Origin of the sequence: Marinobacter sp., assembly GCF_033722735.1 — a bacterium.
Lineage (GTDB): Bacteria > Pseudomonadota > Gammaproteobacteria > Pseudomonadales > Oleiphilaceae > Marinobacter.
In genome coordinates this window covers 197,948-221,177 of record NZ_JAWVYN010000003.1, presented here as the reverse complement: position 1 = coordinate 221,177, position 23,230 = coordinate 197,948, and the positions used below count along the sequence as shown (strand labels likewise).

At 61.7% G+C, this 23,230-nt stretch carries 22 protein-coding genes; 13 read left to right on the top strand and 9 right to left on the bottom strand.

All coding sequences use genetic code 11. From position 1 onward, the window contains the following. Positions 1-27 precede the first annotated feature (27 nt). A complete protein-coding gene (locus R3175_RS04465; RefSeq protein ID WP_318942662.1) occupies positions 28-2,073 on the top strand; it encodes a diguanylate cyclase in 2,046 nt (681 codons plus the stop codon). A gap of 3 nt (positions 2,074-2,076) precedes the next feature. Here the strand turns inward: R3175_RS04465 and R3175_RS04460 are convergent, their stop codons facing one another. Together R3175_RS04460 and R3175_RS04455 are read right to left on the bottom strand one after the other, a co-directional pair. Further along, positions 2,077-2,763, bottom strand: coding sequence for a response regulator (locus tag R3175_RS04460; RefSeq protein WP_318942661.1), 687 nt, complete (start codon positions 2,761-2,763; stop codon positions 2,077-2,079). After that, positions 2,760-4,406, bottom strand: a complete 1,647-nt coding sequence (locus tag R3175_RS04455; protein ID WP_318942705.1) for a sensor histidine kinase — start codon at positions 4,404-4,406, stop codon at positions 2,760-2,762. The genes R3175_RS04460 and R3175_RS04455 overlap by 4 nt, the downstream gene beginning before the upstream one ends. 268 nt (positions 4,407-4,674) lie before the next feature. Here R3175_RS04455 and R3175_RS04450 point away from each other — a divergent pair, with 268 nt between their 5' ends. The 4 genes from R3175_RS04450 (at position 4,675) to R3175_RS04435 (ending at position 8,440) form a co-directional block, all read left to right on the top strand. Further along, entirely contained in the window at positions 4,675-5,649 is a 975-nt protein-coding gene (locus tag R3175_RS04450; protein ID WP_318942660.1) for a Bug family tripartite tricarboxylate transporter substrate binding protein, read from the top strand. Next, positions 5,646-6,092 (top strand): tripartite tricarboxylate transporter TctB family protein, encoded by a 447-nt coding sequence (locus R3175_RS04445; RefSeq protein WP_318942659.1) that lies wholly within the window; start codon positions 5,646-5,648, stop codon positions 6,090-6,092. Before R3175_RS04450 ends, R3175_RS04445 begins: the two co-directional genes overlap by 4 nt. After that, positions 6,092-7,618 (top strand): tripartite tricarboxylate transporter permease, encoded by a 1,527-nt coding sequence (locus tag R3175_RS04440; RefSeq protein ID WP_318942704.1) that lies wholly within the window; start codon positions 6,092-6,094, stop codon positions 7,616-7,618. Before R3175_RS04445 ends, R3175_RS04440 begins: the two co-directional genes overlap by 1 nt. A gap of 375 nt (positions 7,619-7,993) precedes the next feature. Beyond that, positions 7,994-8,440 carry a thioesterase family protein gene (locus R3175_RS04435; RefSeq protein ID WP_318942658.1) on the top strand — a complete coding sequence of 149 codons (447 nt, stop codon included), beginning with the start codon at positions 7,994-7,996 and terminating at the stop codon, positions 8,438-8,440. On the opposite strand, the gene R3175_RS04430 is transcribed toward R3175_RS04435, so the two are convergent. The 4 genes from R3175_RS04430 to R3175_RS04415 form a co-directional block, all read right to left on the bottom strand. After that, positions 8,421-9,215 (bottom strand): metal ABC transporter permease, encoded by a 795-nt coding sequence (locus R3175_RS04430; protein WP_318942657.1) that lies wholly within the window; start codon positions 9,213-9,215, stop codon positions 8,421-8,423. The genes R3175_RS04435 and R3175_RS04430 overlap by 20 nt on opposite strands. Next, on the bottom strand, positions 9,181-10,140 hold the full coding sequence (locus R3175_RS04425) for a metal ABC transporter solute-binding protein, Zn/Mn family (RefSeq protein WP_318942656.1): 960 nt from the start codon (positions 10,138-10,140) through the stop codon (positions 9,181-9,183). The genes R3175_RS04430 and R3175_RS04425 overlap by 35 nt, the downstream gene beginning before the upstream one ends. Next, positions 10,130-11,263 (bottom strand): hypothetical protein, encoded by a 1,134-nt coding sequence (locus R3175_RS04420; protein WP_318942655.1) that lies wholly within the window; start codon positions 11,261-11,263, stop codon positions 10,130-10,132. The genes R3175_RS04425 and R3175_RS04420 overlap by 11 nt, the downstream gene beginning before the upstream one ends. Before the next feature lie 89 nt (positions 11,264-11,352). After that, positions 11,353-11,988 (bottom strand): DUF1826 domain-containing protein, encoded by a 636-nt coding sequence (locus R3175_RS04415; RefSeq protein WP_318942654.1) that lies wholly within the window; start codon positions 11,986-11,988, stop codon positions 11,353-11,355. A gap of 153 nt (positions 11,989-12,141) precedes the next feature. Here R3175_RS04415 and zigA point away from each other — a divergent pair, with 153 nt between their 5' ends. From zigA to R3175_RS04390, 5 genes are all read left to right on the top strand, one after another. Further along, the gene (gene zigA, locus R3175_RS04410) at positions 12,142-13,347 is read left to right on the top strand and encodes a zinc metallochaperone GTPase ZigA (protein ID WP_318942653.1); all 1,206 of its coding nucleotides are present in this window, start codon (positions 12,142-12,144) and stop codon (positions 13,345-13,347) included. After that, positions 13,344-13,757, top strand: a complete 414-nt coding sequence (locus R3175_RS04405; protein ID WP_318942652.1) for a TraR/DksA C4-type zinc finger protein — start codon at positions 13,344-13,346, stop codon at positions 13,755-13,757. The genes zigA and R3175_RS04405 overlap by 4 nt, the downstream gene beginning before the upstream one ends. 93 nt (positions 13,758-13,850) lie before the next feature. Then, positions 13,851-14,276 carry a hotdog fold thioesterase gene (locus R3175_RS04400; RefSeq protein WP_318942651.1) on the top strand — a complete coding sequence of 142 codons (426 nt, stop codon included), beginning with the start codon at positions 13,851-13,853 and terminating at the stop codon, positions 14,274-14,276. Between the two features lie 7 nt (positions 14,277-14,283). Further along, complete coding sequence (locus R3175_RS04395; protein WP_318942650.1) at positions 14,284-14,754, top strand: YchJ family protein; 471 nt, start codon at positions 14,284-14,286, stop codon at positions 14,752-14,754. Positions 14,755-15,137: 383 nt separating this feature from the next. After that, entirely contained in the window at positions 15,138-16,070 is a 933-nt protein-coding gene (locus tag R3175_RS04390) for a hypothetical protein (protein ID WP_318942649.1), read from the top strand. A 976-nt stretch (positions 16,071-17,046) separates the two neighbouring features. Here R3175_RS04390 and R3175_RS04385 read toward each other — a convergent pair. Beyond that, positions 17,047-18,093, bottom strand: coding sequence for an IS110 family transposase (locus R3175_RS04385; RefSeq protein WP_318942703.1), 1,047 nt, complete (start codon positions 18,091-18,093; stop codon positions 17,047-17,049). A gap of 165 nt (positions 18,094-18,258) precedes the next feature. Between R3175_RS04385 and R3175_RS04380 the strand changes: the two genes are divergently transcribed. Next, positions 18,259-18,549, top strand: coding sequence for a hypothetical protein (locus R3175_RS04380; protein ID WP_318942648.1), 291 nt, complete (start codon positions 18,259-18,261; stop codon positions 18,547-18,549). Between the two features lie 104 nt (positions 18,550-18,653). Here the strand turns inward: R3175_RS04380 and R3175_RS04375 are convergent, their stop codons facing one another. Both R3175_RS04375 and R3175_RS04370 read right to left on the bottom strand, forming a co-directional pair. Beyond that, on the bottom strand, positions 18,654-18,881 hold the full coding sequence (locus R3175_RS04375; protein ID WP_318942647.1) for an RNA polymerase sigma factor: 228 nt from the start codon (positions 18,879-18,881) through the stop codon (positions 18,654-18,656). After that, complete coding sequence (locus tag R3175_RS04370; protein ID WP_318942646.1) at positions 18,878-19,852, bottom strand: AraC family transcriptional regulator; 975 nt, start codon at positions 19,850-19,852, stop codon at positions 18,878-18,880. Before R3175_RS04370 ends, R3175_RS04375 begins: the two co-directional genes overlap by 4 nt. Positions 19,853-20,007: 155 nt before the next feature. On the opposite strand from R3175_RS04370, the gene R3175_RS04365 reads away from it, so the two are divergent. Beyond that, the gene (locus R3175_RS04365) at positions 20,008-22,011 is read left to right on the top strand and encodes a TonB-dependent receptor domain-containing protein (RefSeq protein WP_318942645.1); all 2,004 of its coding nucleotides are present in this window, start codon (positions 20,008-20,010) and stop codon (positions 22,009-22,011) included. Positions 22,012-22,192: 181 nt separating this feature from the next. Then, the gene (locus R3175_RS04360; protein ID WP_413231727.1) at positions 22,193-23,230 is read left to right on the top strand and encodes an ABC transporter substrate-binding protein; all 1,038 of its coding nucleotides are present in this window, start codon (positions 22,193-22,195) and stop codon (positions 23,228-23,230) included.

The window sequence follows — 23,230 nt, the reverse complement described above, 5'->3', positions numbered from 1 at the left end:
CTTCCGTTGAATCAGGAACCGAATTCGATGATCGACCTGTCCCACGTATTGATGCTTGGCGCATCAGCAGTTCTGCTGCTGACGCTGGTCTATCGTGAATGGCGTTATCGACGGTTGCAACGCAAGAACCTGGCGCTGATCCAGCACGTGGGCGAGGCCCAGCGCTCACTGAACGAACACGGCCGGGAATTGCGTGGACTGTTTGAACACGCCGCTATCTCGGTGATCGTGTTCGATCGCTATGACCGCAAGGTGCGTTACGCCAATGACCTGGCGCTGGATGTGTTTGGCGTTGCCAGCCAGGAGGAACTCACCACCGACGTCATGTACCGGCCCGATGCCTGGTCGGATGCCCCGTACAGCCTGCGGGACTTCGAAGGCTGGCTGGACAAGGCCGGCAAGCTGGGCGTGCAGCGGTTCGAATGGAAGGCCCCAGGTGCCCAGGGCCACCCGGTGTGGCTCGACGCCACCCTGGCCGCCACCCTGTTCGACGGCCAGCAGGCGCTGATGTTCACCGGCATCAACATCAGTGACCGCAAGATTTCCCAGTCCACCGACTGGTTGCGCAACCGGGCCATGGTGGCGATGACCGGAGACCGGCCACTGTCGGCCACCCTGGATCTGATTGTGGCCATGTACCAGTTCACGGCACCCCAGGCCCGGTGCGGCATCATGGTGCTGGACGCCCACAGCCAGACCCTCCGCTGGGGCACCGAGGCCGGATTTGCCGAGCCTTTCCACACCGGCCTGCAGGGGCTGCCGGTCCGTTATGGCGCGGCCACCTGCGGTACCGCCGCCTCCATTCAGGGGCGGGTGGTGACCGAGGACATCGAGAAAGACGAACGTTGGAACCGATACCGGCAGCTGGCCCATGACGCCGGTGTCCAGGCCTGCTGGTCGGAGCCGATCCTGGGGACCGGCGGTGAAGTGCTGGGGACCTTCGCGATCTATCACGACCAGCCCTGGAAGCCGAGTGAGGACGACATTGAAACCCTGACCGGGCCCCTATACCTCGCCAGTCTGGCCATCGAACGTCACCGGTCCCGGGAAAGCCTGAAACGGCTGATCGCTGCCGAGAAGTCGATCCGCCAGATCAGTGTCAAACTGCAGTCGCTGGATGCCGAGTCCACCAACGGCGGCATCCAGGATGTGTTGAAGTTCCTCAGCGGCTATCTCAAGGTTGATCAGGTGTACGCCTTTGTCCGCGATCCGGTGCACGCCATCTTCTGTGCCAGTCATTGCTGGCCATCGGTGGTCCTGGATGAGGACGAGGAACCACTGGCCCTGACCCCAGACGAATTGAGCGGCTGCCTGGCGGCCATCAGCCGTGACAATTACTGCGAGCTGCGGCGGGACCAGGGGGAAGACAGCGACGAACTTCTGGATCTGCTGATGGCGGATGAGCAGGCGGAGAACGCCCTGCTGGTGCCGGTGATCCAGGAGGACCGGATCGATGGCTTGCTGGTGTTCTGCACCCGGGATGCGGGGCATCGCTGGGAGCAGTTGGAGCTCAACGTTGCCACCCCGATCGCCGCCCTGATCGGCAGCGCCCTGCATCGCAAGTCACTGGTGGAGGCACTGACCCATCAGGCCCTCCACGATCGGCTCACCGACCTTTTCAACCGGGGCAAGATGGAGGACCAACTGCGTCAGGAGATCAACCGGGCCTCACGCTATGGTAATGACTTCTCGTTGATTCTGTTTGATGTCGATCACTTCAAGCACGTTAATGACCGCTTCGGCCACAATGCCGGCGACGACGTGCTGGTGGAGGTGGCCCGTCAGTTGCAGGAAAACGTTCGCTCCGCAGACGTCGTCGGGCGCTGGGGAGGCGAGGAGTTCCTGGTGATTCTGCCGGAGACCGATCTGGCCCGGGCCGGCGAGGTGGCGGAAACCCTGCGCATGCACATCAGTCGACAGCAGTTCCCGATTCCCGGTGGCGCAATCACGGTGAGCGCCGGGGTGACGTCCTTCCTGCCTGGGGAAACCGCCCAGGAACTGGTGAAACGGGCGGACGAGGCCCTGTATTTCGCCAAGGAGAATGGCCGTAACCGGATCAAACTGTCGGCCTGAGTCTCAGGTGTTGCTACGGTAGCGCCGTTCCGGCCGGCCCACGGTGCCGTAAGTCACTTCCGCCAGCACCTCCTCCGCGCTGACCAGGTACTCCAGATAACGCCGGGCGGTGGTCCGGGAAGCGCCCATCTCCTGGCCCACGGCTTCCGCGCTCCAGTCGCCACCCCGCCGGAGCACCTCGCGAATCTTGTCCAGGGTGAGGGCATCAATGCCCTTGGGCAGTCGCGGCGCCGGCCTGCTGTCCGCCTCCTGGCCGGCCCGTGGCAGCAATTCGTCCACTTCTTTCTGCGCGACCCGTTGCAGGCCCGCCAGCCGCCGGCGGTGCTGCTGGTAGTGCCCGATGGCCTCCTCCAGGCGTTCGTACACCAGAGGCTTGAGAATGTAATCGAACACACCGCCCCGCAAGGCGCTGCGCAGGGTGTCCACTTCCTTGGCGGCGGTAATCAGGATCACATCGCAGGCGCTGTCGCTGGCCCGCAGTTCCCGCAGCAGGTCCAGGCCGCTGCCGTCGGGAAAGTAGACATCCAGCAGGATCAGGTCCGGTTGCAGGACCTCGATCTGGTCGCGAGCATCCGTCAGGGTGTGGGCGATGCCGCACAGTTCCACCCCGTCCATCCGTTCGAGGAACCGGCGCTGGATTTCGGCAATCTGCTGGTCGTCCTCGACGATCATCAGGCGTAGGCGGGTCACGCGGTGTTCTCCCCATCGTCAGGATGCATTTCGTTGTCGGGGTATCTTTCGTTGCCAGATCCCTTGGGATCGTCCGGCCGCTTGGACAGATACAGTGTAAACCGGCTGCCGGTTGGCTGCAGGTTCTCCACCGTGATCGAGCCGCCCCAGCGCTGGACAAACTGACGCACCAGGTGCAGGCCGATGCCGTGGCCGGATTCGCCCTTGCTGGTGACCCCCCGTTCGAAAATGCGTTCCTGCTGGTCATCCGGGATGCCCGGGCCCTGGTCCTCGACTTCGAAGATCAGGTCATGGCCCAGGTCGGTCATGGTTAGGCTCACCCGGCCTCCGGCGCCCCGGTGATGGCGGGTGGCCTCCAGGGCATTGTCAATCAGATTGCCCAGCACGCTGACCAGCTGGTCCCGCGGCAGCTCCGAGGGCACATCGGTCATCTGGCTGTCGGGGTCGATATCCAGGCGCAGCCCCATTTCCCGCGCCCGGTTGTACTTGCCCAGCAGGCAGCCGGCAATCACCGGATCGGGCACCGCCTCCAGCAACAGGTGAATGAGGGATTGGTGATCGCTGACCTCGTCGCCAATCAGCTTCAGTGCCTCCTCCTTGGCGTCGATCTGGATCAGCCCGGCGATGGTGTGCAGTTTGTTGGAGTACTCGTGGGTCTGGCTGCGCAGGGTGTCGGCGTATTGTTGGATACGGGTGAGCTGCTGGCTGACCTGGTCCAGTTCGTCCCGACGGCGGAAACTGGCGACCACACCGATGATCTCGTCGCCCTGGCGCACCGGCAGCCGGTTGACGATCATCTGCTGGCCGTGGAACCACACTTCCTTGTCGAAGTCGGGTTGTCCGTTCTCCAGCACCGCCAGCAGGTAGTTGCCGGGCAGCACCTCATCGATGGGCCGGCCGGTGAGCTGGGTGGCCGGCTCCAGGTCCAGGGTGACGATGGCGGTGCGGTTGAAGGTGGTGATGAGACCGTCCCGGTCGACCGCGATGATGCCCTCCCGGACCGATTGCAGGGTGGCTTCCCGTTCCTCGAACAGGCGGGCGATCTCCTCCGGCTCCAGGCCGAAGATGGCCTGCTTGAAACGCCCGGCAATGATGATGGCGGCGATCACACTGCCCATCAGCATCAGCCCCAGCACCCCATACAGCACCAGTTCGTAGCGACGGATGCTGGCCAGTACCTGATCAAGGGCGTAGCCCACCGACACGATGCCAATGATCTCGCCGCTGTCGGGGATGACGATTGGCGCCTTGCCGCGCATGGAAAAACCCAGGCTGCCCCGGGCCCGGGACACGTAACTCTCGCCATGGACCAGGGCCCGGGTGCCGTAGTCGCCGTCGTCGTCGCCCATGGAGTGACCGAGGCGGGCCGGGTCCGGGTGGGCCAGGCGGATGGCGTTGTGGTCGCCGATGACAATGAACAGCGCGTCGTTGGTGGCCGCCACCCGCCGGCTGAGCCGGTTGAGGGACTCAGAGTCGCTCCGGCGCACACCCTCGATCACCGCCGGCATGGCCGCCACCGTCTTGGCCACCATCAGGGCACGCTGGCCAATCTGCTCGAACAGGGATTCACTCAGGTAATAGCCGGCAAAGCCGCCAATCAGCAGGGTCTGCAAGGCGCCGACCAGGCCGAGGGCGAGGATCATGCGGGTTTTCAGCTTCAGCTTGCGGAGCACGGCGGGAACTTCCGGTCACGAACTCGTTTGTTGTTTTATTCCAAGGGTAAAGGAGGGCTGGCGATTTTGCCCGTGATCTTTATGAACAAAATCGCCGCAAAGTTCTTTAAACGCATTACTTCCACAAACTTCTCGCCAAACTGGTCACTCTTTAACCTCCAACGGTGAACGATCCCTTCGGCCCACCCACGGGCCGTGTCCCGGGAAGCCTTATAACAACAACGTTGAGGTGACAACGATGATGATCAAACGAACCCTGTCCCTGGTAGCGGCGGCCGCCGTCAGCCTGCAGGCCCTGGCCTGGGAACCTTCCGGAAAAGTCGAGTGCATTGCCCCGTCCGATCCCGGTGGCGGCTGGGATTTCACCTGCCGCAGTGCCGGCCAGGTGCTGCAGCAGCTCGAGCTGGTGCCCGGCACCGTGCAGACCATCAACATGGCCGGGGCCGGTGGCGGCGTTGCCTACGCCCACACCGTCAGCAAGCGCCGGGACGACGACCGCCTGCTGGTGGCCGCGTCCAACGCCACCACCACCCGTCTGGCCCAGGGCCAGTTTCCGGGCATGAACGCCGACATGGTGACCTGGGTGGGCACGGTGGGGGCCGATTACGGCGTCATCGCGGTACGCAACGATTCCCCGGTTGAGGACCTGCCCCAATTGCTGGAGGCGATGAAGAACGATCCCCGTTCGGTGAAGATCGCCGGTGCCAGCGCCCGCGGTGGCTGGGATCACCTCAAAGTGTTGATTGCCGCCAAGGCTTATGGCGTCGAGCAGCTGCCCCACATTCCCTACCTGTCCTACAACAACGGCGGTGAAGCGCTGACCCAGGTGGTTGGCGGTCAGGTGGATGCGTTTACCGGCGATATCTCCGAGGTGACCGGTTTCCTCGAGTCCGGTGATATCCGGGTGCTGGCGGTGCTGGCGGAAGAGCGTCTGCCCGGTCGCTTCAATGAAATTCCCACCGCCCGGGAGCAGGGTGTCGAGGCCATCGGGGCCAACTGGCGCGGTTTCTACATGCCCAAGGACGCCTCTGACGAATCCAAGGCCTATTGGAAGCAAGCCGTAGCAACCCTGTATGCCAGTGATCAGTGGCAGGCGGTGATGGAGAAAAACGGCCTGATTCCGTTCCAGCCGGCGGGCGACTTCGACCGCTTCATCCGTCAGCAGGTGGACAGCGTGGAAGCCCTGTCCCGTGAAATCGGGTTGCTGAAATGACCGCCCGCGGAGATCGCATCCTCGGACTGTTCCTGCTGGTGCTGGCGGTGGCCTATGGCTGGGCCGCCCAGCAGTGGCCGGAACCGTTCGGTGGCGCCGAGACGGTGGGGCCGGAGACTTTCCCAACCCTGCTGGCCATCGTGCTGGCGGTATCCAGCCTGTACCTGATGGTCAAACCAGACCCGGATGCGGCCTGGCCCCTGGGCCGCACCGCCGGCGAGCTGGTGCTGGCGGTGGTGATCCTGGTGGCCTATGCGTTCGTGATGGAACCGCTGGGCTTTGTGGCTGCCACCACCCTGGCGGTGGGCACCCTGGCCTGGCGCATGGGTGCCCGGCCACTGCCGGCCTTTCTGACCGGGGTGTCGGCCGCCGTGGTGGTGTTCGTGATCTTCAACTACGGACTGTCCCTGAGCCTGCCCGCCGGGCCGTTGGGAGGTGAATGATGGAAACCTTATCGTTTCTGATGGACGGCTTTGCCGTCGCCCTGACCCCCTACAACCTGATGTTTGCGCTGTTCGGCGCCTTCGTCGGCACGCTGATCGGTGCCCTGCCGGGTCTGGGGCCCGCCAACGGGGTGGCGATCCTGATCCCGCTGGCGTTTACCCTGGGGCTGCCGCCGGAGACGGCGATGATCCTGCTGACGTCGGTGTACGCCGGCGCCATGTACGGCGGACGGATCTCCTCGATCCTGCTCAACATCCCCGGTGACGAACCGGCGATGATGACCTGCCTGGATGGCTATCCGATGGCCCAGCAGGGCCGCGCGGCGGACGCCCTGGCCATCTCGGCCATCGCCTCCTTTGCCGGCGGCCTGATCGGCACCATTGGCCTGATCCTGCTGGCCCCGGTGCTGGCTCGGTTTGCCCTGACCTTCGGTCCGGCGGAGTACTTCGCCCTGTTCATGCTGGCCTTCGCCACCCTCGGCGGCATCACCGGCAAGAACCCGATGAAGACGGTACTGGCGGCGACCCTGGGCATCATGATCTCCACCGTGGGCATCGACATCGCCACCGGCACCCAGCGCTACACCTTCGGCGTGCTGGAGCTGTACGAAGGCATCGACTTCATCCTGGCGATTGTCGGCCTGTTCGCCATCTCGGAACTGCTGCTGTTCATCGAGGCCCGGGCCGGTGCCGGTCGCAAGCTGATCCAGGTGGGTAAACTGTCCCTGAAGCCGAAGGAATTGCTGGCGACCCTTCCCACCCAGTTGCGAGGCGGCGTGCTCGGCTTCATCGCCGGGGTGCTGCCCGGTGCCGGCGCCTCCCTGGGCAGCTTCATCAGCTACACCCTGGAGAAGCAGTTCCAGGGCCGTAAGGGCCGCTTTGGTGACGGCGATCCCAAAGGCGTGGCCGCCCCGGAGGCCGGCAACAACGGCGCCTCCTCCGGCGCCCTGGTGCCGATGCTGACCCTGGGGGTGCCGGGCAGTGGCACCACCGCGGTGCTGCTGGCGATGCTGATCTCCCTCAACATCACCCCCGGCCCGCTGATGTTCACCCAGAACGCCGACATCGTCTGGGGCGTGATTGCGGCGCTGCTGATCGGCAACCTGCTGCTGTTGGTGCTCAACATCCCGCTGGTGGGCTTCTTCGTCAAGCTGCTGTCGGTGCCGCCAATGTTCCTGCTGCCCATCGTGACCATGGTGGCGTTCGTGGGGATCTACTCCATCAGCCACAGCGCCTTCGACCTCTACTTCATGGTGGCGTTCGGCGTGGCCGGCTACGTGCTGCGCAAGCTGGAGATCCCGCTGGTGCCGATCATCCTGGGCATGCTGCTGGGGCCGGAGATGGAGAAGAACCTGGGCCACGCCCTGGTGCTGTCCGACGGCGACTGGAGCATTCTCTGGAGCAGCCCGCTGGCCATGGGGTTGTGGGGGTTCTCCGCCCTGGGCCTGGCCTTGCCCTACCTCGTTGGCCCGCTGCTGCGCCGGCGGATGAAACTGGCCATCACCGAAGGGCCGGAGAGCGACTGACCGGAGGCTATGTAAACACGATTGTGCTTGGCTAGGCGTCGTTAAAATTCGGCTCAAAATGCCCATTTATTGCACATAAACTGCGCTTTTTCACCGAATGTTGCCTAGCCTGGCCGGCGCTCGTGACGTGTTTACCCAGCCTCGACCGCCCCTCCCTCTGATAGATCTGCAAGTCTCTCCTATTGGGCATCGGTTTCCGGCCGATGCCCCTTTTTGGTCCCGCTCCCGCCATGCCTGGTCACGGGAGGATTTACCTGTCGCCGTCCATGCAATATCGTGAACATCGCCATTGGCGACGCATCCGGAGTCAGGCCATCCCTGACCTGCCGGTTCACCGATCGCCGGAACCCAACGTACCTTTCGAGAGACCTCGCTATGCCGACCTCAACCCCCTTCCGGTTTCGCTTCCGGGTCCGCTACGGGGAATGCGACGCCCAGGGCGTGGTGTTCAACGCCCGCTACGGCGATTACGTGGACATCGCCGTCAACGAGTACATCCGCACCCTGTTCGGCGATTACCAGAACCTGCTGGACCAGGACCTGGACATCCAGGTGGTGAGCCTGAACCAGAACTGGCAGGCGCCCGCCCGGTTTGACGAGGTCCTGGAAGCCCGCATTGCGCCGGGGCGCATCGGCAACACCTCCTTCAGCCTGGCGCTGAGCTTCTTTCGCTATGGCGAGCCGGACCCGCTGTCCGATGCCACGATTACCTACGTGATGATTCGCCCGTCCGAGGGAGGCAAGACCCCCATTCCGCAGCGCATTCGTGCCCTGCTCGAAGCTGGCGCGCCTGATAAGGTCATTAGCCACGCTGGCGAGTGAGGCCCGCGTCGATCGCGGGCCAGGCCAGTGGGACAATCACGCTAATCCCGAACAGGGCGATCACTATCGTGGGCCCGGCCGGCAGATCGGCGGCGCTGGAAAGGAACAGGCCAAGGCCGTGACCGAGCAGGGCGGCCAGGGCGGCTGCCCCCCAGCCATGCCCCCGCAGGTGGCACAGCGCCAGCGGAGTCATGATCAATGTGGCGAAGACCACGTAAATGCCGGCCAGCTCGACCGCCAGGGTAACGGCGACTGCAAACAGCGGCAGAAACAGCCGGTTGCGCCACTCGTCTGGCAGCAGGGCCTGCCAAACCACCACCGCGCCAGCGGTGATGGCCAGGATCGGCAGGTCGCTCGGGATCACCCACAGCAGGTCACCGTTCAGGGTTTGGGCCAGCCGTTGCGCGCCATGGGGATCGTGGCTGACCAGCAGGGTGGCAAGGGTTGCCCCCAGCACGTACAGGGACCCGATCAGGGCCTCCCGGTAAGCCGGCACCCGCCGTACCATCAGCTGGACCAGGGCCACGGCGAGCAGGGCGAAGACCAGACTGCTGATGGGCACGCCCGCCAGCGTGAGACTGGGCAGCCAGGTCAGGCCGGCCAGGGAACCGAGGGCCGCCCACTGGGCGACGGCCAGATCCGCGAACACCACGCCCCGGGCCAGTACCCGCTGTCCCAGGGGTACCAGGCACACCGTCATCAGGGCGCTGGCGGCAAGGGGCACCGCCAACCAGGACCAGTCAGTCAGCATCCCGTTGCCCCATCGGTCGGACATCTCCGGGCTGACCGGCCTGGCGATGGGCCACCAGGGTCTCGACAAGGCGGTCGATCAACGCCGCCAGGTCCTCGAAGGGCGGCTCCTCCGTGACCGTGCCCGGCAACACCAGCACCGGCAACCCGCTGCGCTCGGCCAGCCAGTCCGCCGGCCGCCGGTCCTGGTAGCTGCCGATCAGGATCGCCTGCACCCGGTCCAGTTGCGCGGACCGCAGTACCCGATTCAGGTGGGCGGCCGTTGGCGGCAGGCCAGGGTTGGGCTCCAGGTCGAGGGTCGCCTCCACACCCAGCCACCGCAGCAGGTAGCCGAAGTTGGAGTGCTGCACCACCACTGCCATGCCGTCGAGGGTGCGGGCCAACCTGCGCCACTGGCCCCTTTTCAGGTTCCACTGCACCCGCCACTGCAGCAGGTTTCGTTGAATATCCAGGGCCCGCTCCGGGGCGATCACCGCGAGCCGCTCGGCCAGGGCTGCGGCAATCCGCGGCAGCTTGTCCGGGTCCAGGTGCAGGTGGGGATCGCCCTCGGGATGGACGTCCCCCAGGCTGCGGTCCACATGGTCATGGGGCTGGTACAGGGTGACCTGATCCGCCGCCAGGAACAGCCCGGGCTGGCCGGGCCGGACAGTTCGGTTGGCGGCCCGGGAGAGCAGGGCCGGCAGCCAGCCCGCCTCCAGCGAGGCGCCGGTGCAGACCGCCAGGTCGGCGTTGCGCATGGCGGCGATCAGGCTGGGCCGCGCCTCGATGTAGTGCGGGTCCTGCCAGGCTGTCGTGGCCGTGGTGAGGGCGGCATCCGGCACCAACTTGCGCACCAGGTCGGCCCACTCCGGTTCGCAGGCGAACACCCTCAGGCCGGCGGCTGCGGGCGGTGACCCCAGCGCCAGCAGCGCCGTCAGTCCCAGCGTGATCAGGTGACGCCTAGAAGCCATGGGCACCGTGGGCTCCCAGGCTCAGGACGTACTGCACCATCACCGTATTGTCCGCGTCCTCGAAACCTTCGCCGTCCTGGTGGGTGTATTGCAGGCGCACCGTGGAGAAGTGGGAATGGGACCAGGCCAGCATCACATCGGTTTCCTTGAGTACCTGGTCGTGGAAGTGGTCGCCGTGGGGCTCGCTGAGGTCGATCCGGCCGTAGCGGGCACCGGCACTCCATTGCGGGGCAAACTGGTAGACCGCCGAGGCGTACCAGCCCTCGTGGGAGTCACCGGAGCCGGCGAATTCGTTGAGGTCGTCGGCGTACAGGTACTCGCCGCTGAGGGTCAGTTGCTGCTGGCGGGTATTGCCGTCCGGCGACCACTTCCACACCAGGTCGGCGATGTAGAGGTTCTCGCCGGTGTAGGCGGCACCGTGGGCATGTTCGTGGTCGTGCCCGGCCTCTTCATGTTCATGACCGTGTTCCTCTTCCTCCTCGTGGTCGTCTTCACCGTGGATCTGGCGATTGCGGAGGTAGGACAGGCCCGCCTGCCAGCTCTGGGACTGGCCGATGTCGCCGCCGAAGCGGGTGTTGACGGTGTAGACGCCGATGTCCTCGTCGCCTTCGGACAGCCGGTTGCCGTCGAAGGCCTCGGCGCCCAGTTGCCAGTAGAACGGCGTGGGCAGCAGCAGGTTCAGGCGCAGGCCGTCGTCGAAGTAGTGGCTGCCGAGCAGGGCCCGGTAGACGGCGGGGCGTTCGACAAAATCGTCCTCGTGCAGGTGCCGGCTGTTGAGGTAGCCCACCTGGGACAGGAAACGGCCCCCGCGCACGCTCAGGTTCCAGGGCATGGCGGTGGTCTGCAGGAAGGCTTCCTCCAGCTCCACCTCGCTCTCGCCGTCGTGGTCCTCCAGCACGGAGGTCAGGCGGCCCTCGAACAGGTCATCGACCGGGGCGGACAGGGACAGCTCGGTGTGCCCCAGGCCAAAGCCTTCCTCCCGGTGGGACAGGGCAGTGGCGTTCTGTTTGTAGTAACCGTCCAGCACCACGCTGATGTCGGGGTTCAGTTCGTTGGCCTGGCCCGTCGCGAAGGGCGCGAGTGCCAAGGCCAGGGCGCTGGTACGAAGTGTCAGTGGAGACATGATCATCCTCTTTTTTTTGCTAGGGAAAAATGGCAGGAAATCGGGGATTCCCGGGTGATGAAGGGTTGCCGTGCCCTTGAGCGGGCCGGTCAGGAAAGCCAGTCCAGACCGATCACCAACCGGGGGGTGCCATCGGGAGCGGGGGACCGATGGACCAGGCCGCGTCCTTCGTTGCCAACCCAGGCCTCTCCCTTGAGCAGGGCAACGGCGGCGGTGGGAACCCGGCGTTTTTGGTGGTCGTTCGCGCCTTGGGCCGGTAGCGGACCCGGACCGGCAGGTCGATTCACCGCGGATTCCGGCAGCCACTCGGTGCCCGGGCCCTGGTAGGTGCAGAGCAGGCGAACGGGCACCCGGTCCACGTGGAAACGGGGGCACATGGTGCCGTCCAGCACGTGCAGCCGAAGACCGACGGCGGCCGGTTCAAACAGGCAGCGGTACATGTCGATCAGCCTGTCCACGTCCGCCAGCCAGTCGCCTGCCCCCGGGAGGGATCGGGCCCAGTCCGGGATGGCCTGGCCGGCGCTGTCGTCGGCCTCCAGGCTGACGAACCGTTCCAGGTGGCCCGCCTCCTTGCAGAACCGGGAGACAAACGCCTGCCAGGCCGGCGCGGGTGACCGCTCCCAGATCACCAGGTTGACCTCGTCTCGAAAGATGTCCGTCAGGCACTCGGGCTGATTGCCGGTGACGGCGAGCGGTGACGACAAGCGGGCGGGGGCATGGATCATGGCCGGATATCCTGTGGTTACGTCATGGGGTTGCGGCGGTACGAACCGGAGACGGTGATCGTGACGGCTACAAATGTTATGTTATAACATATCTTTTGTGAGCCCCTTTGCCCTGACCGTCATCGAGGAACGAGAGCCATGAGAGAGAGTGCAATGAGGAAAGGAAAACAGCCCGTGACCGTCCTGTCCGGTTTCCTGGGGGCCGGCAAGACCACCGTGCTCAACCACATCCTCAACAACCGCGAGGGCCGCCGGGTGGCGGTGATCGTCAACGACATGAGCGAGGTGAACATCGACGCCGCCCAGGTGGAGCAGGAGGTGGCGCTCAACCGGGCCGAAGAGAAGCTGGTGGAGATGAGCAACGGCTGCATCTGCTGCACCCTGCGGGAGGACCTGCTGGTGGAGGTCCGGCGGCTGGCGGAGGAAGGCCGCTTCGATCACCTGGTGATCGAGTCCACCGGCATCTCCGAGCCCCTGCCGGTGGCGGAAACCTTCACCTTTGCCGACGAGGAAGGCGTCAGCCTGTCGGACGTCGCACGGCTGGACACCATGGTAACGATGGTGGATGCGGTGAACTTCCTGCACGATTACGACGAGGCCCAGTCCCTGCAGGACACCGGCGAGAGCCTGGGCGAGGAAGACGAGCGCAGTGTCGCCGACCTGCTGGTGGACCAGGTGGAATTCAGCGACGTGATCCTGGTGAGCAAGACCGATCTGGTCGACGACGGGGAACTGGCCCGCCTGATGGGGGTGCTGCGCAGCCTCAATACCGAGGCGGAGCTGGTGGCGATCCGCCACGGGGCCGTAGCGCTCGACAAGGTGCTGGGCACCGGCCGTTTCAGCTTCGAGCGGGCCCAGCAGGCACCGGGTTGGCTCAAGGAAATGCGCGGCGAGCACGTGCCGGAAACCGAGGAATACGGCATCTCCAGCTTCGTCTACCGGGCCCGGCGCCCCTTCCACCCGGCCAAGTTCTTCGAGTTCCTCCACCGGCCCCAGGCCAGCGGCAAGCTGATCCGCTCCAAGGGCTACTTCTGGCTCGCCAGCCGCCCGGAGTTCGCCGGCCACTGGAGCCAGGCCGGAGGCATCGCCCGGCACGGATTCGCGGGTATGTTCTGGAAGGCCGTACCGGAAGACCATTGGCCTGACGACGCCACCTACCGGGAATCCATCCTCGCCAACTGGGAGGAGCCCTTCGGCGACATGCGCCAGGAACTGGTGTTCATCGGCCAGAACCTGGACCGCGATGGACTCTGTCGCGAACTCGACGCCTGTTTGCTGGACGATGACCAATTGCTGGCTGGCAAAGCCTTCTGGCAAACCCTGAACGATCCCTTTCCAAGCTGGGGAGCGGAGGCATGACCCGGGAGGAGTTACTCGCTTCGCCGCCGGACGACTACATGAACGCCGAGCAGCTGGGGTTCTTCCGGGAACTGTTGCGAACCTTGCGGGCGGAGACCATGAACAACATCGAGGACGCCAAGCAGCGCCTGGCCAAGCCGCCGGAGGTCAATGACGACGCCGACCGCTCTTCCCACGAGGAGGAGGTGCGGCTGGCCCTGCGCATCGTCGACCGGGAACGCCGGTTGTTGCCCAAGATCCAGGCGGCGCTGGATCGTATCGATGATGGCGAATACGGGTTTTGCCGTGAAACCGGGGAGCCCATTGGGCTCCCCAGACTGCTGGTTCGGCCGACCGCCGACCTCTCTGCCCAGGCCAAGGAACTGGCGGAACGCAGGGAGAGGCAATTCGTTCACAAACGCGATGGTTAGCTTTGCTCATTGATTTACTCGGGCCGGCGGCGACAATAGCGGTTCACAACAACGCGGTGGCCGTCAGGGTCGCCGCCCGGCAGGAGTGACCGCATGAGCATTTGGGCACACGTTCCCGATCTGGATCAGATGGCCGCGGCTAGCAAGAACACCGCCGTTGAGAGTCTGGGTATCGAGTACCTGGAGATCGGCGATGACTACGTCAAGGGCCGCATGCCGGTGGACCACCGCACCCACCAGCCGTTCGGCATCCTCCACGGCGGCGCTTCGGTGCTGCTGGCGGAAACCCTGGGCAGCATGGCCGCCAACTGCTGCATCCGCGAGCCCGGCAAGGTTGCGGTGGGCCTGGACATCAACGCCAACCACATCCGCTCGGTCACCCACGGCTGGGTCTACGGCACCGCCCGCCCGATCCACCTTGGCAGCACCACCCAGGTGTGGGAGATCCGCATCGAGACCGAGGCCGGCAAGACCGTGTGCATCTCCCGCCTGACCATGGCGGTGGTGGATCGTCGCTGAGCCCGCCATGACTGCACTCCAGCCCGATGCCCCGTGTCCCTGCGGCAGCCAGAAAACCTACCGCACCTGCTGCCAACCCCTGCACCAGGGCCAGCCGGCACCTTCGCCGGAGGCGCTGATGCGCTCCCGCTATTGCGCCTTCGTGCTGGGGCTGACCGACTACCTGCAGCAGAGCTGGCACCACTCCACCCGCCCCAGCGAGCTGAACCTGGACGGCTCGCCGGACTGGCTGGCGCTGCAGGTACTGTCCTCGTCGGAGCAGGGCGATCTGGGCAAGGTCCACTTCCGCGCCACCTACCGCGTCGGCCCCGGTTTCGGCTACCTGGAAGAAAACTCCGACTTCGTCCGCGAACAGGGCCACTGGTTCTACGTGGCCGGCGAGACCAGGGAAGGGGAACTCCGGCCTGGGCGGAATGACCGCTGCCCGTGTGGCAGTGGCAAGAAGTACAAGGCGTGTTGTCTCAAGCGCGGGGCTTGAAGGCTGGTTGGCTTAACGTGTGCCTGTTGGTTGAGCTCAGGTTTTCGGCGGCAAGCCCACGCGGTTCCCTGGAGTGCCCATTCGGGCCTCGTTCCTTGCCACCGAGGCTTTACCCCTCGTGAACGGTCCCTCCAATTCTGCATGTTCATGCCGTGCTCGGGATATCGCGGCATCTGACACCTTTTGCGCAAATCCGAAGTGGGGAAGTTGAGATAAGAGATTGCCTGGTAAAGGATTTCGGTCTAGCTTTGATGAGGATATGCGTCGGGATATTGCGTCTGGTGACGTGTTTAAACACGTCATGTGACGTTGAATCAATGTTAGCCAGGCTGTTGACGGAAAGATGATAGATGGTTCGAGTTGGCAAATATTAGGAAAAGAAAATGCCTCTTCTGGGTAGGAACGTAAAGATCGAGCTCTCGACGGAAAAAACTACCAAACCTTCTGAGCGCAACCGCCAATGGACGGTGGAGTTCCTATTTAATATTGATGCGGGGCACGAATTCCAAGATCTGCCTCCATCGACTCAAAAACGATTTACTTTTTTCGGAAAGCCAGTGTTGTTGGTAGACTCGGATATCCACCCAAATAGGAAAAATTCTGGCTATCGCGACATTGTATTTACAATAACTTCGTTAAACTCAGAATCTGAATGTTTTGAGGTAATTAACAGGTTCCTATATCAAATCATTAGATTTGCGAATAGAAATTTTATCGGCCTTGCGCAGAGCAACAAAATTATCCATGAATCTATGCCTAAAAGGCAATCGGCCAGCACTTTTGCGAACTTTGTCAATCCCGTCAACTTTCAAGATTTTCTAGATTCAATAAATAAGATTAATCCCAATAAAATCCATGTAGATGATGAATTAATTTTGTCGATGGAGCTTTTGGCATTTTCTAGCTACGGTGCTTCTAATCAGTCTCGATTGTTGCTTCAAATGAGCTCTATTGAAGCTCTGGCAAATCAAAGTGATTTGTCGAATAAGTTGTCTCCGCTCATTGAGGATCTGATCTCAGTAGTAGACAGCCATGATGAAATTGAGGAAAGCATAAGGAAATCCATTGTTGGTCAAATAAAGGGGATGAGACGACAGTCGGTTAGGCAAGCAATAAAAGGGTTATGTGAAAAATGTCATCTTTCTGAAGAAGATATTAAATTTGTTGATTCCGTTGCATATTCAGCGAGATCAAAATTGCTGCATGAAGGCATCACGCCAAAGGATATCGGAAACATATGCGGAAGACTGCATATGATCATCTTATCTATTCATGAAAAGTTTCACAGGACCATTGATTTGAACCAAAAAAAATAGGCTAACCAGTGCAGGCACGGCGACGCCATTTACATTGCGCCTTCGGCTCCATTCCAAGGGCGCGCATGCTGCAAGCGTTATATTCAAAGGAGTCGCTACCGTGGACGAAAATAGAATGTCTTGGCTTTTATCTCGGCTCGAGCATTGTGCGCTGAGCAACCAAAGGTGTGATATCACCCTTTTTTCTTCCAAACCTAAGATTGACGTAAAGATGAGTCCGAGATTTTCGTATGCATTAATGTATGGAGGCGGGGCCAAGGCATTGAAACCTCTGCTTGAGAAACTTGAACTTTCCGATGGATCTTACATAAACGCATTAGACATCTGGACAATAAACCCAATGCCGAACGATGGGCTAACCCAAGAAGATTTGAGTTCTGTTGACCTCGCCGAAGGAGATCAAGAGGTTCCAAATACCGGCAGAACAATGCGAGAAATTATTCGCGAGACTTATAAGTGCGAGAACGAGGCGGAAACAGAGCACTACCTCCGCAGGTTCTTGGCTTCTTAGGAAAATATAACATCTATATGACCTCCCGTAGTCAAGGGCAAAACGAATCCTAAAACGAATGCGGGGACGCATTCGTTTTGCGTGCCTTTCGGTTTTGTGTCCCCCGCTGCCGACTGTTTCTCTCCGTGGTCAGTGCGTCACTGCCAACAAACATCTATCGAGTCTTTGAGCGGCCATTGGTCGCTGTTGTGCCATGTGGCACAGCCTAGAAGCTCATCGGTTACCCTGGGGCTGGCGATTCAAAAGTCGGGCTCACCAAGTGGTGTCCAGTTATAGAGCCGCTCAGGCCAGGGGCAGCGACAGCAAAACCGTCAGGGTGGGACGCCCGCTCCAGTCAAAGCCCAGGGGCTCGGCGATTTGGACCAGTCACCACGAGTGCTCAGGGCACAGGTCGGACGGTGGTGGTCAAGGCCTCACGCCCAATGACCCAGTTATACGCTGTGGCTGCAGGCGTCCCAGAACAAACTAGCTGCGAAAGAAATAGTCTTCGTCAAAGGCATCGTTCCTTTTCATGAGGAAATAAACGGCGCGGCCGATCTTGTGGGCCAGGATGGAGAGGGCTTTGCCCTTGCCATGTTTCTGGGCCTGTCGCGCCACGTAATCCTTGGCCCGCTGGCTCTGGCGCAGGAACAGCACGGCGGCCTCGCAGAACGCCCACTTGAGGTGGCTGTTGCCGATGCGGGCGCCGCCATGGCCGAGCTTCTTGCCAGCGGAGGCGTGCTCGCACTTCACCAGTCGGCAGTAGGAGCAGAACTGCTGCACGGTGGGGAAGCGTTCGATGTCCTGGACCTCGTAGAGAATGGTCAGGGCCAGCACGTCGCGAATCCCGGGCACGCTCTTGAGCCGGTAGAAGGTACGGGGATCGAAGCGCTTGGCGTGACAGATGATGTAGTTTTCCATCGTGGTGATCTGGCCATGGAGCTGATCCATCACGGTGATATCGGTCTCCACGTTCAGGCGCACGTGGGGATCGTCAAAGCGTTCCACGATGTGCTGGCGGTTGCCCTTCTTGCCGATGTGCTTCTCGAACGGCGGTAGGTTGTACTGGTAGTTGGTGATGCTGATGTGGCCCTGAATCTCACCGCGCAGACGGACCAGATAGGTCCGCCGGCGCATCAGGTCGCAGATGGCCCGGTAGTTGGGCGGGTAGACGTAGGCCTGGGGAAAGTTACCGCCGAGCAGTACACGGGCAAGCTTCTCCGAATCCAGGCGGTCGTTCTTGGTCTTGCCGCCGTGGATGAACTTCATGTACAGGGCGTGGCCCAGTACGAAGGTAATGTGTTCGCGGGCACAGAGATCGGCCAGCCAGTACCAGGAGAAGATGCACTCGACGCCGACCACTAGGTCGTCCCGGTAGGGCTCGATCAGGCGGAGGAAGGCGTCTTCCTGGCAGGGGATGTTCTTGTGAACGAGAATCTGGGCCTGGCGATCGAGGATGCACACGTACATCATCTTGGTGTGCAGATCGATGCCGCAGTAATGATGGTGCTGATAGGTGTAGAATCTCGTGATGGCGCTCCTCCAGAGCGATACTTACTCTGGGATGGTAATCCGATTGCCAAGCCCGCAGGCCTGGGGGAGGTCATCATTAGTGTCAAGTGCGTCAACGGGACCGCTTTGTTCCGCCGCCGCTCCACAAATCGGCCCGTTACGCCGGCGCTAGAAGATCAGTAAGTTATGGAAAAACGACGAAAACAAGTCCGTGGTCGAAACAGTGTTAACGGCGCGTTAAATAAGCCGATTGGTGGTGAATTAGGTAAAAAGCGATCAAAGACTTTTATCGTGGTTTTCGCAATCATCGCTATGGTTGGGTTTGGTTGGTACTTCACGTCAGAGCTTGGTCTGAAAGCAGGAATTATCGTCACGCTTGCTGCTCTTGGTCTTGTGATTTACACCTTTTACGAGCAAAAGTTCCTTGACCGGTTTTTTGGTAAACGGAAATGGAAGGCTTTTGATAGAGATAAGTGAGCGAGCTTCTTCCAGCAAGTGGCTGAAGCTGACCGTGGACTTTCCCCACTCTAGTGGGCTTGGCGCGGGGCAAGGGATTGTGTTGAGGCTTTCTGTCAGTTCCGTTAAATCCCGGGTATCACCTGCGAGCCCAGCCCCCCCGCCATGCGGTAGAGCCAAGCCTTGGGATTATCAGGCAACGCCTGGGTTAACGCATTGGCCCGGATCCAAGTCTCCGGCACCACTTCTTCGGCAATGGCGTTCGAACCCGTGCGTTTACGGACGAACTGTTTGAGCTCGTCGTAATAGGTTTCGGCCGCTTTTGCCCGTGTGTTCAGCGAGGTTTTCGTCACAGTTCACCCGGTGTCTTGCCAAAGGTTCTGCGGAAGGCGCTGATAAAGTTCGAGGTATGGTTGTATCCCGCCAGGTAGGAGGCCTCCCCGATAGAGAGGCCCTTATGCTCAAGGGCTTCCTTGGCTTCAATCAGCCGGCGTTGGCGCAGGTAATCTGCAACCGTCGTGCCGTAGTATTTCTTGAACAGCCGTTGCAGGGCGCTGACACTCATACCCACTTCCCCGGCCAATTCATCGAGGCTTGAAAGCCGGGCAGGGCGTGAATCAATTGCTGCGATTACAGATCGCAAACGCTGGTCCGTAACCTCAATCGAAGTGGCAACGGCCCCGGATCTCTGCCCTTCGCCATCCTGCAGGCTCTGCAGCAGTTCCGACACCAACGCCAGGCCCTGTTGCTCGAACGTCAGATTCTGCAGCACAGGGTCAGCCTGGCCTTCGCCATCCAGCAAGCCGCAGGCGAGGTCCACAATCCGTTTCGAGGGCGTCCAGCGCAAGGGCTGGTTGGGTTGGCAGCCCAGTTGGCCCAGATACCGCTCGAAGCTCACGCCCTGCTGTTCGAACCAGGCCTGCTCCAGTGCAATGGTCACCTTACGTATACGTCGGCCTTTACGGATGCGCCGCTGCATGGGCTGTTGCGCTGTCAGTGGCAGGGTCAGGCAACAGGCCCGTTCGCCAGGTTCCAGCCCTACACGGTGGAGTCGATCCGCCACCGTCAGCTCCAGCACGCCCTCCAGCACGATCAGGAACGTCAGCCGGGCATCCATCTCCTTCTCGGAATCCAGTGAGGCCAGCTCAATAAGGTTGCTGGTATGCACCACCACGCCGCTGGCAAGCCGTCTAAGCTCGAACTGCCCCTGAACAATGTCTTCATCACTCTGGAACCGGATCTGGTCTTTGCCCATGCCAGCACGCTGCGCCATGGCCGCCAGTTCCTGCTGTGAATACCGGGTTTGCGGTACTGACTCACTCATATCACTGCTCAATGAAAGCCCACTCTGAACTGCTGACGATCCTGCATAACACTTCGACGATTTTGCATAGCGGATTCAGCCCATCCGAAACCGTGATAATAGTATCATAAACAATAATCATTCCTATTAACCTGTTTCGACCCGGAGAAGCCTGTATGCAACACCTCACTCTGCCAACGCCCTCTCTGGTGGTGCGCCGCAAGCCGCTCGCCGTTCTGGTATCACTGCTTGTGCTGCCAGCTGCGGCACAAGCGAACGACACCAACATGCTTGCCCCCCTCAACGTCTGGGCGACCCAGGTTTCAAGTTCCTCCCTGTATCTGGGCGAAGGAGAGATTTCTGCCAAACAGGCCGACCATCTCAGCGACCTGCTCCGGGATCAGCCAGGGGTGGATGTGGGTGGCACCCATTCGACCAACCAGCGCATCAACATCCGCGGCCTGGGGGATACCGATCTGGACGTCACCATCGATGGCGCCGATCAGAACGCCTTTATGTATCACCACATGGGCAACCTACTGATCAACGCCGATATCCTGAAGGCCGTGGACATCCAGGTTGGCCGTAACTCCATCATCCACAATGGCCTGGGCGGCAGCGTGGCTTTCGAGACCAAGGACCCCGGCGATTTGCTGCGCCCCGGGCAGGACTTCGGCGCGCGCCTCTCCGGTGGGCTCGCCACCAACGATGCCTGGAGCAGTTCACTGACCGGATACGGGCGCGTCACCGACCAGATCGATCTGATGGCCTACGGTTACTTCACGGATCGAGACAACCCCGAGGATGGCGACGGTACCGAGAACATAGGTAACGACGGCGACATCTACAATGTGATGGTCAAAGGGGGTTTTGAACCAAACGCCTCAAACCGCCTGGAAGTGGCCTATGATGCCTATCGTGACGAGGGCGACTACACCTTCCGCCCGGATCTGGGCCCGGCTTCCAACGAGGCCATTCCGGGCAGTAGTGGTCCCTTTCCTACCGAATACAGCCGAGACACCTGGACCCTCAATCATGAACTGGATCTTGCAAACCCGCTGGTTCTGCATACCAACCTTTACTATAACGAGCTGACCCTCGAGCGGGATGAGCGCAGCAGCGGCGGCAATGTGGTGGAGGGCTTGGCAACCAACAGCGGCATCAAGAGCCAGGCCCGCTCACAGCTTCAGACCGGTGGTGTTGACCACGCCCTGACCTATGGCGTTGCGCTCAACCGGCAGGAGGCCGAAGCCCGCTCCAACGGAGCCCGGGTGTCCAACGAGGAATCCACACTGACGTCTGTTTTCCTGGAGGATGCCATCGCCCTGAGCCGGGTCTTTACAGTAACGCCCGGCGTGCGTTTCGATCGCTACAAGGCTGAAACCGCTACCGTTGATGACCAATACAACGAGGTCTCCGGCGCCTTGGCGCTGGCATGGCGCCCCACGGATGGCCTGACCCTCAGCGCAAGCCGTACAGAACTGTTCGAAGGCCCGCAGCTCTCGGAAATCTTCCCCGGGGGCCGGCAGGTTACCCAGGTGTCCAACCCCGACCTGAAGCCGGAAACTGGCTACAACGACGAGCTGGGTATTCGCTATGACCGGCCTGATTTTCTTGGCGCAGACCGACAGAGCTTCGCCCTGACCCTGTTCCGCACCCAGATCGACGACAAGATCGAAACCGTGGCAGTGGCCGGCGGTGAGCAGGACCAGAACGTTGGCACGGTGGACATTGATGGTATTGAAGCCAGCTGGCGGCTGGAGCAGGGCAACTTCGCCTCAGTACTCACCTACGCCCACTCGGATTCGGAATTCGAGGAAACCGGCGATCCGCTGGACCGGGAGATTGGCGATACCGTGGGCCTGAGTCTTGATTATGTCCTTGCCGAACATGACCTGGTGCTGAACTGGTTCTCCCAGTATGTGGCCGAAGAGGACGACGTAGTGAGCGGCGATCCCAAGCCCAGCTACGACGTTCATAATGTGTCTGTGCAGTGGCTGCCCGATGGGCACCTTTCCGGCCTCACGGTAACCGCCGGTATCGACAACGTGTTTGACGAACTTTATGTCTCCCACGCCTCCCGGACCGGCCGGTCCGTTCACCCGGTGTTCGGGCCGCTGGTTCTGAATGACTACGAGCCGGGCCGTAACGTGAAGGTTACCCTGGCCTACGAGTTCTGAGCCTGAAGGCTTCGCGGAGATTTAGAAAATGCCACCCAAGGCTGTGGAGAGCATGAGTATGGAATACAGGGATTTCACCGGCCTGTGTCGAAGTCTGGCTACGTTGCTATTGATGCTGTGGGCAGCAACCCCGGCGATGGCCGAGCGCACTTTGGTGGATGTCGCCGGGCGCACGGTAACGGTGCCGGACCAGGTGAGCCGGATCCTGCTTGGTGAGGGCCGGTTCATCCCGGCCCTGGGCATCCTTCTGGCTAATCCGGTAAGTCCGGTGGTGGCCACCCTGGGCGATTTCGAGCGCTTCGATGCACCCAGCTACGCCCAGTATCGGGAACGTTTTCCGGAGATCGACGCCATTCCGCGGGTAGGCGCCGCCAGCGCAGACAGTTTCAACCTGGAACAGGCCATTACGCTGCAGCCGCAAGTCGCCCTGTTTGCCCTGCAGGGGCACGGTCCGTCCCTGGACAATACGGCACTGATCCGGCGCCTGGAGGCGTCCGGCATCCCAGTGGTGTTCATCGACTTTCGCAAGGCGCCGCTGGAAAACACGCTCCCGAGCATCGAGGTTCTGGGCCAACTCCTGAACCAGCAGGAACAGGCCCAGGCGTTCAGTGCCTTTTACCGTGAAGCCATGGCGCAGGTGAAGGATGCCCTGCCCGGCGATATCGACCAACACCCCCGGGTTTTCCTGCACAGCCGGGTTGGCCTGACCGACCAGTGCTGCGAAACCATGGCCCACGGCATGCTTGGCAACTTTGTTGACGAAGCCGGGGGACGGAATATGGCCAAACCCCTGTTACCGGGCGTTTCCGGAGTGCTGAATCCAGAGCTTCTGCTCAGCGAGCCACCGGAGGTCTACGTGGCAACCGCCATCGGATCGCAAACCGTGCCCGAACATTACCGTGGCAGCGTTGCCCTTGGCCCGGGCACGACCGTCGGGTTTGCCCGCCGTTCACTGGCACAGGCCATTGACCAGCAGAAGCTGACCAGCCTGGCACCGGTCCGCGCAGGGCGGGCCCACGGCATCTGGCATCACTTCTACAACCATCCGTTCAACGTGGTGGCGGTGCAGGTTTTCGCCCGTTGGCTGTACCCGGAGCAGACCGGGGACCTGGACCCCGAGCAAACGCTCGCCACCCTGTTCCAGCGTTTTCAGCCGGTACCGCTGGACGGCACCTACTGGGTGGATCTGGGCCAGAGCAATCTCAGTGAGGGCGAGTGA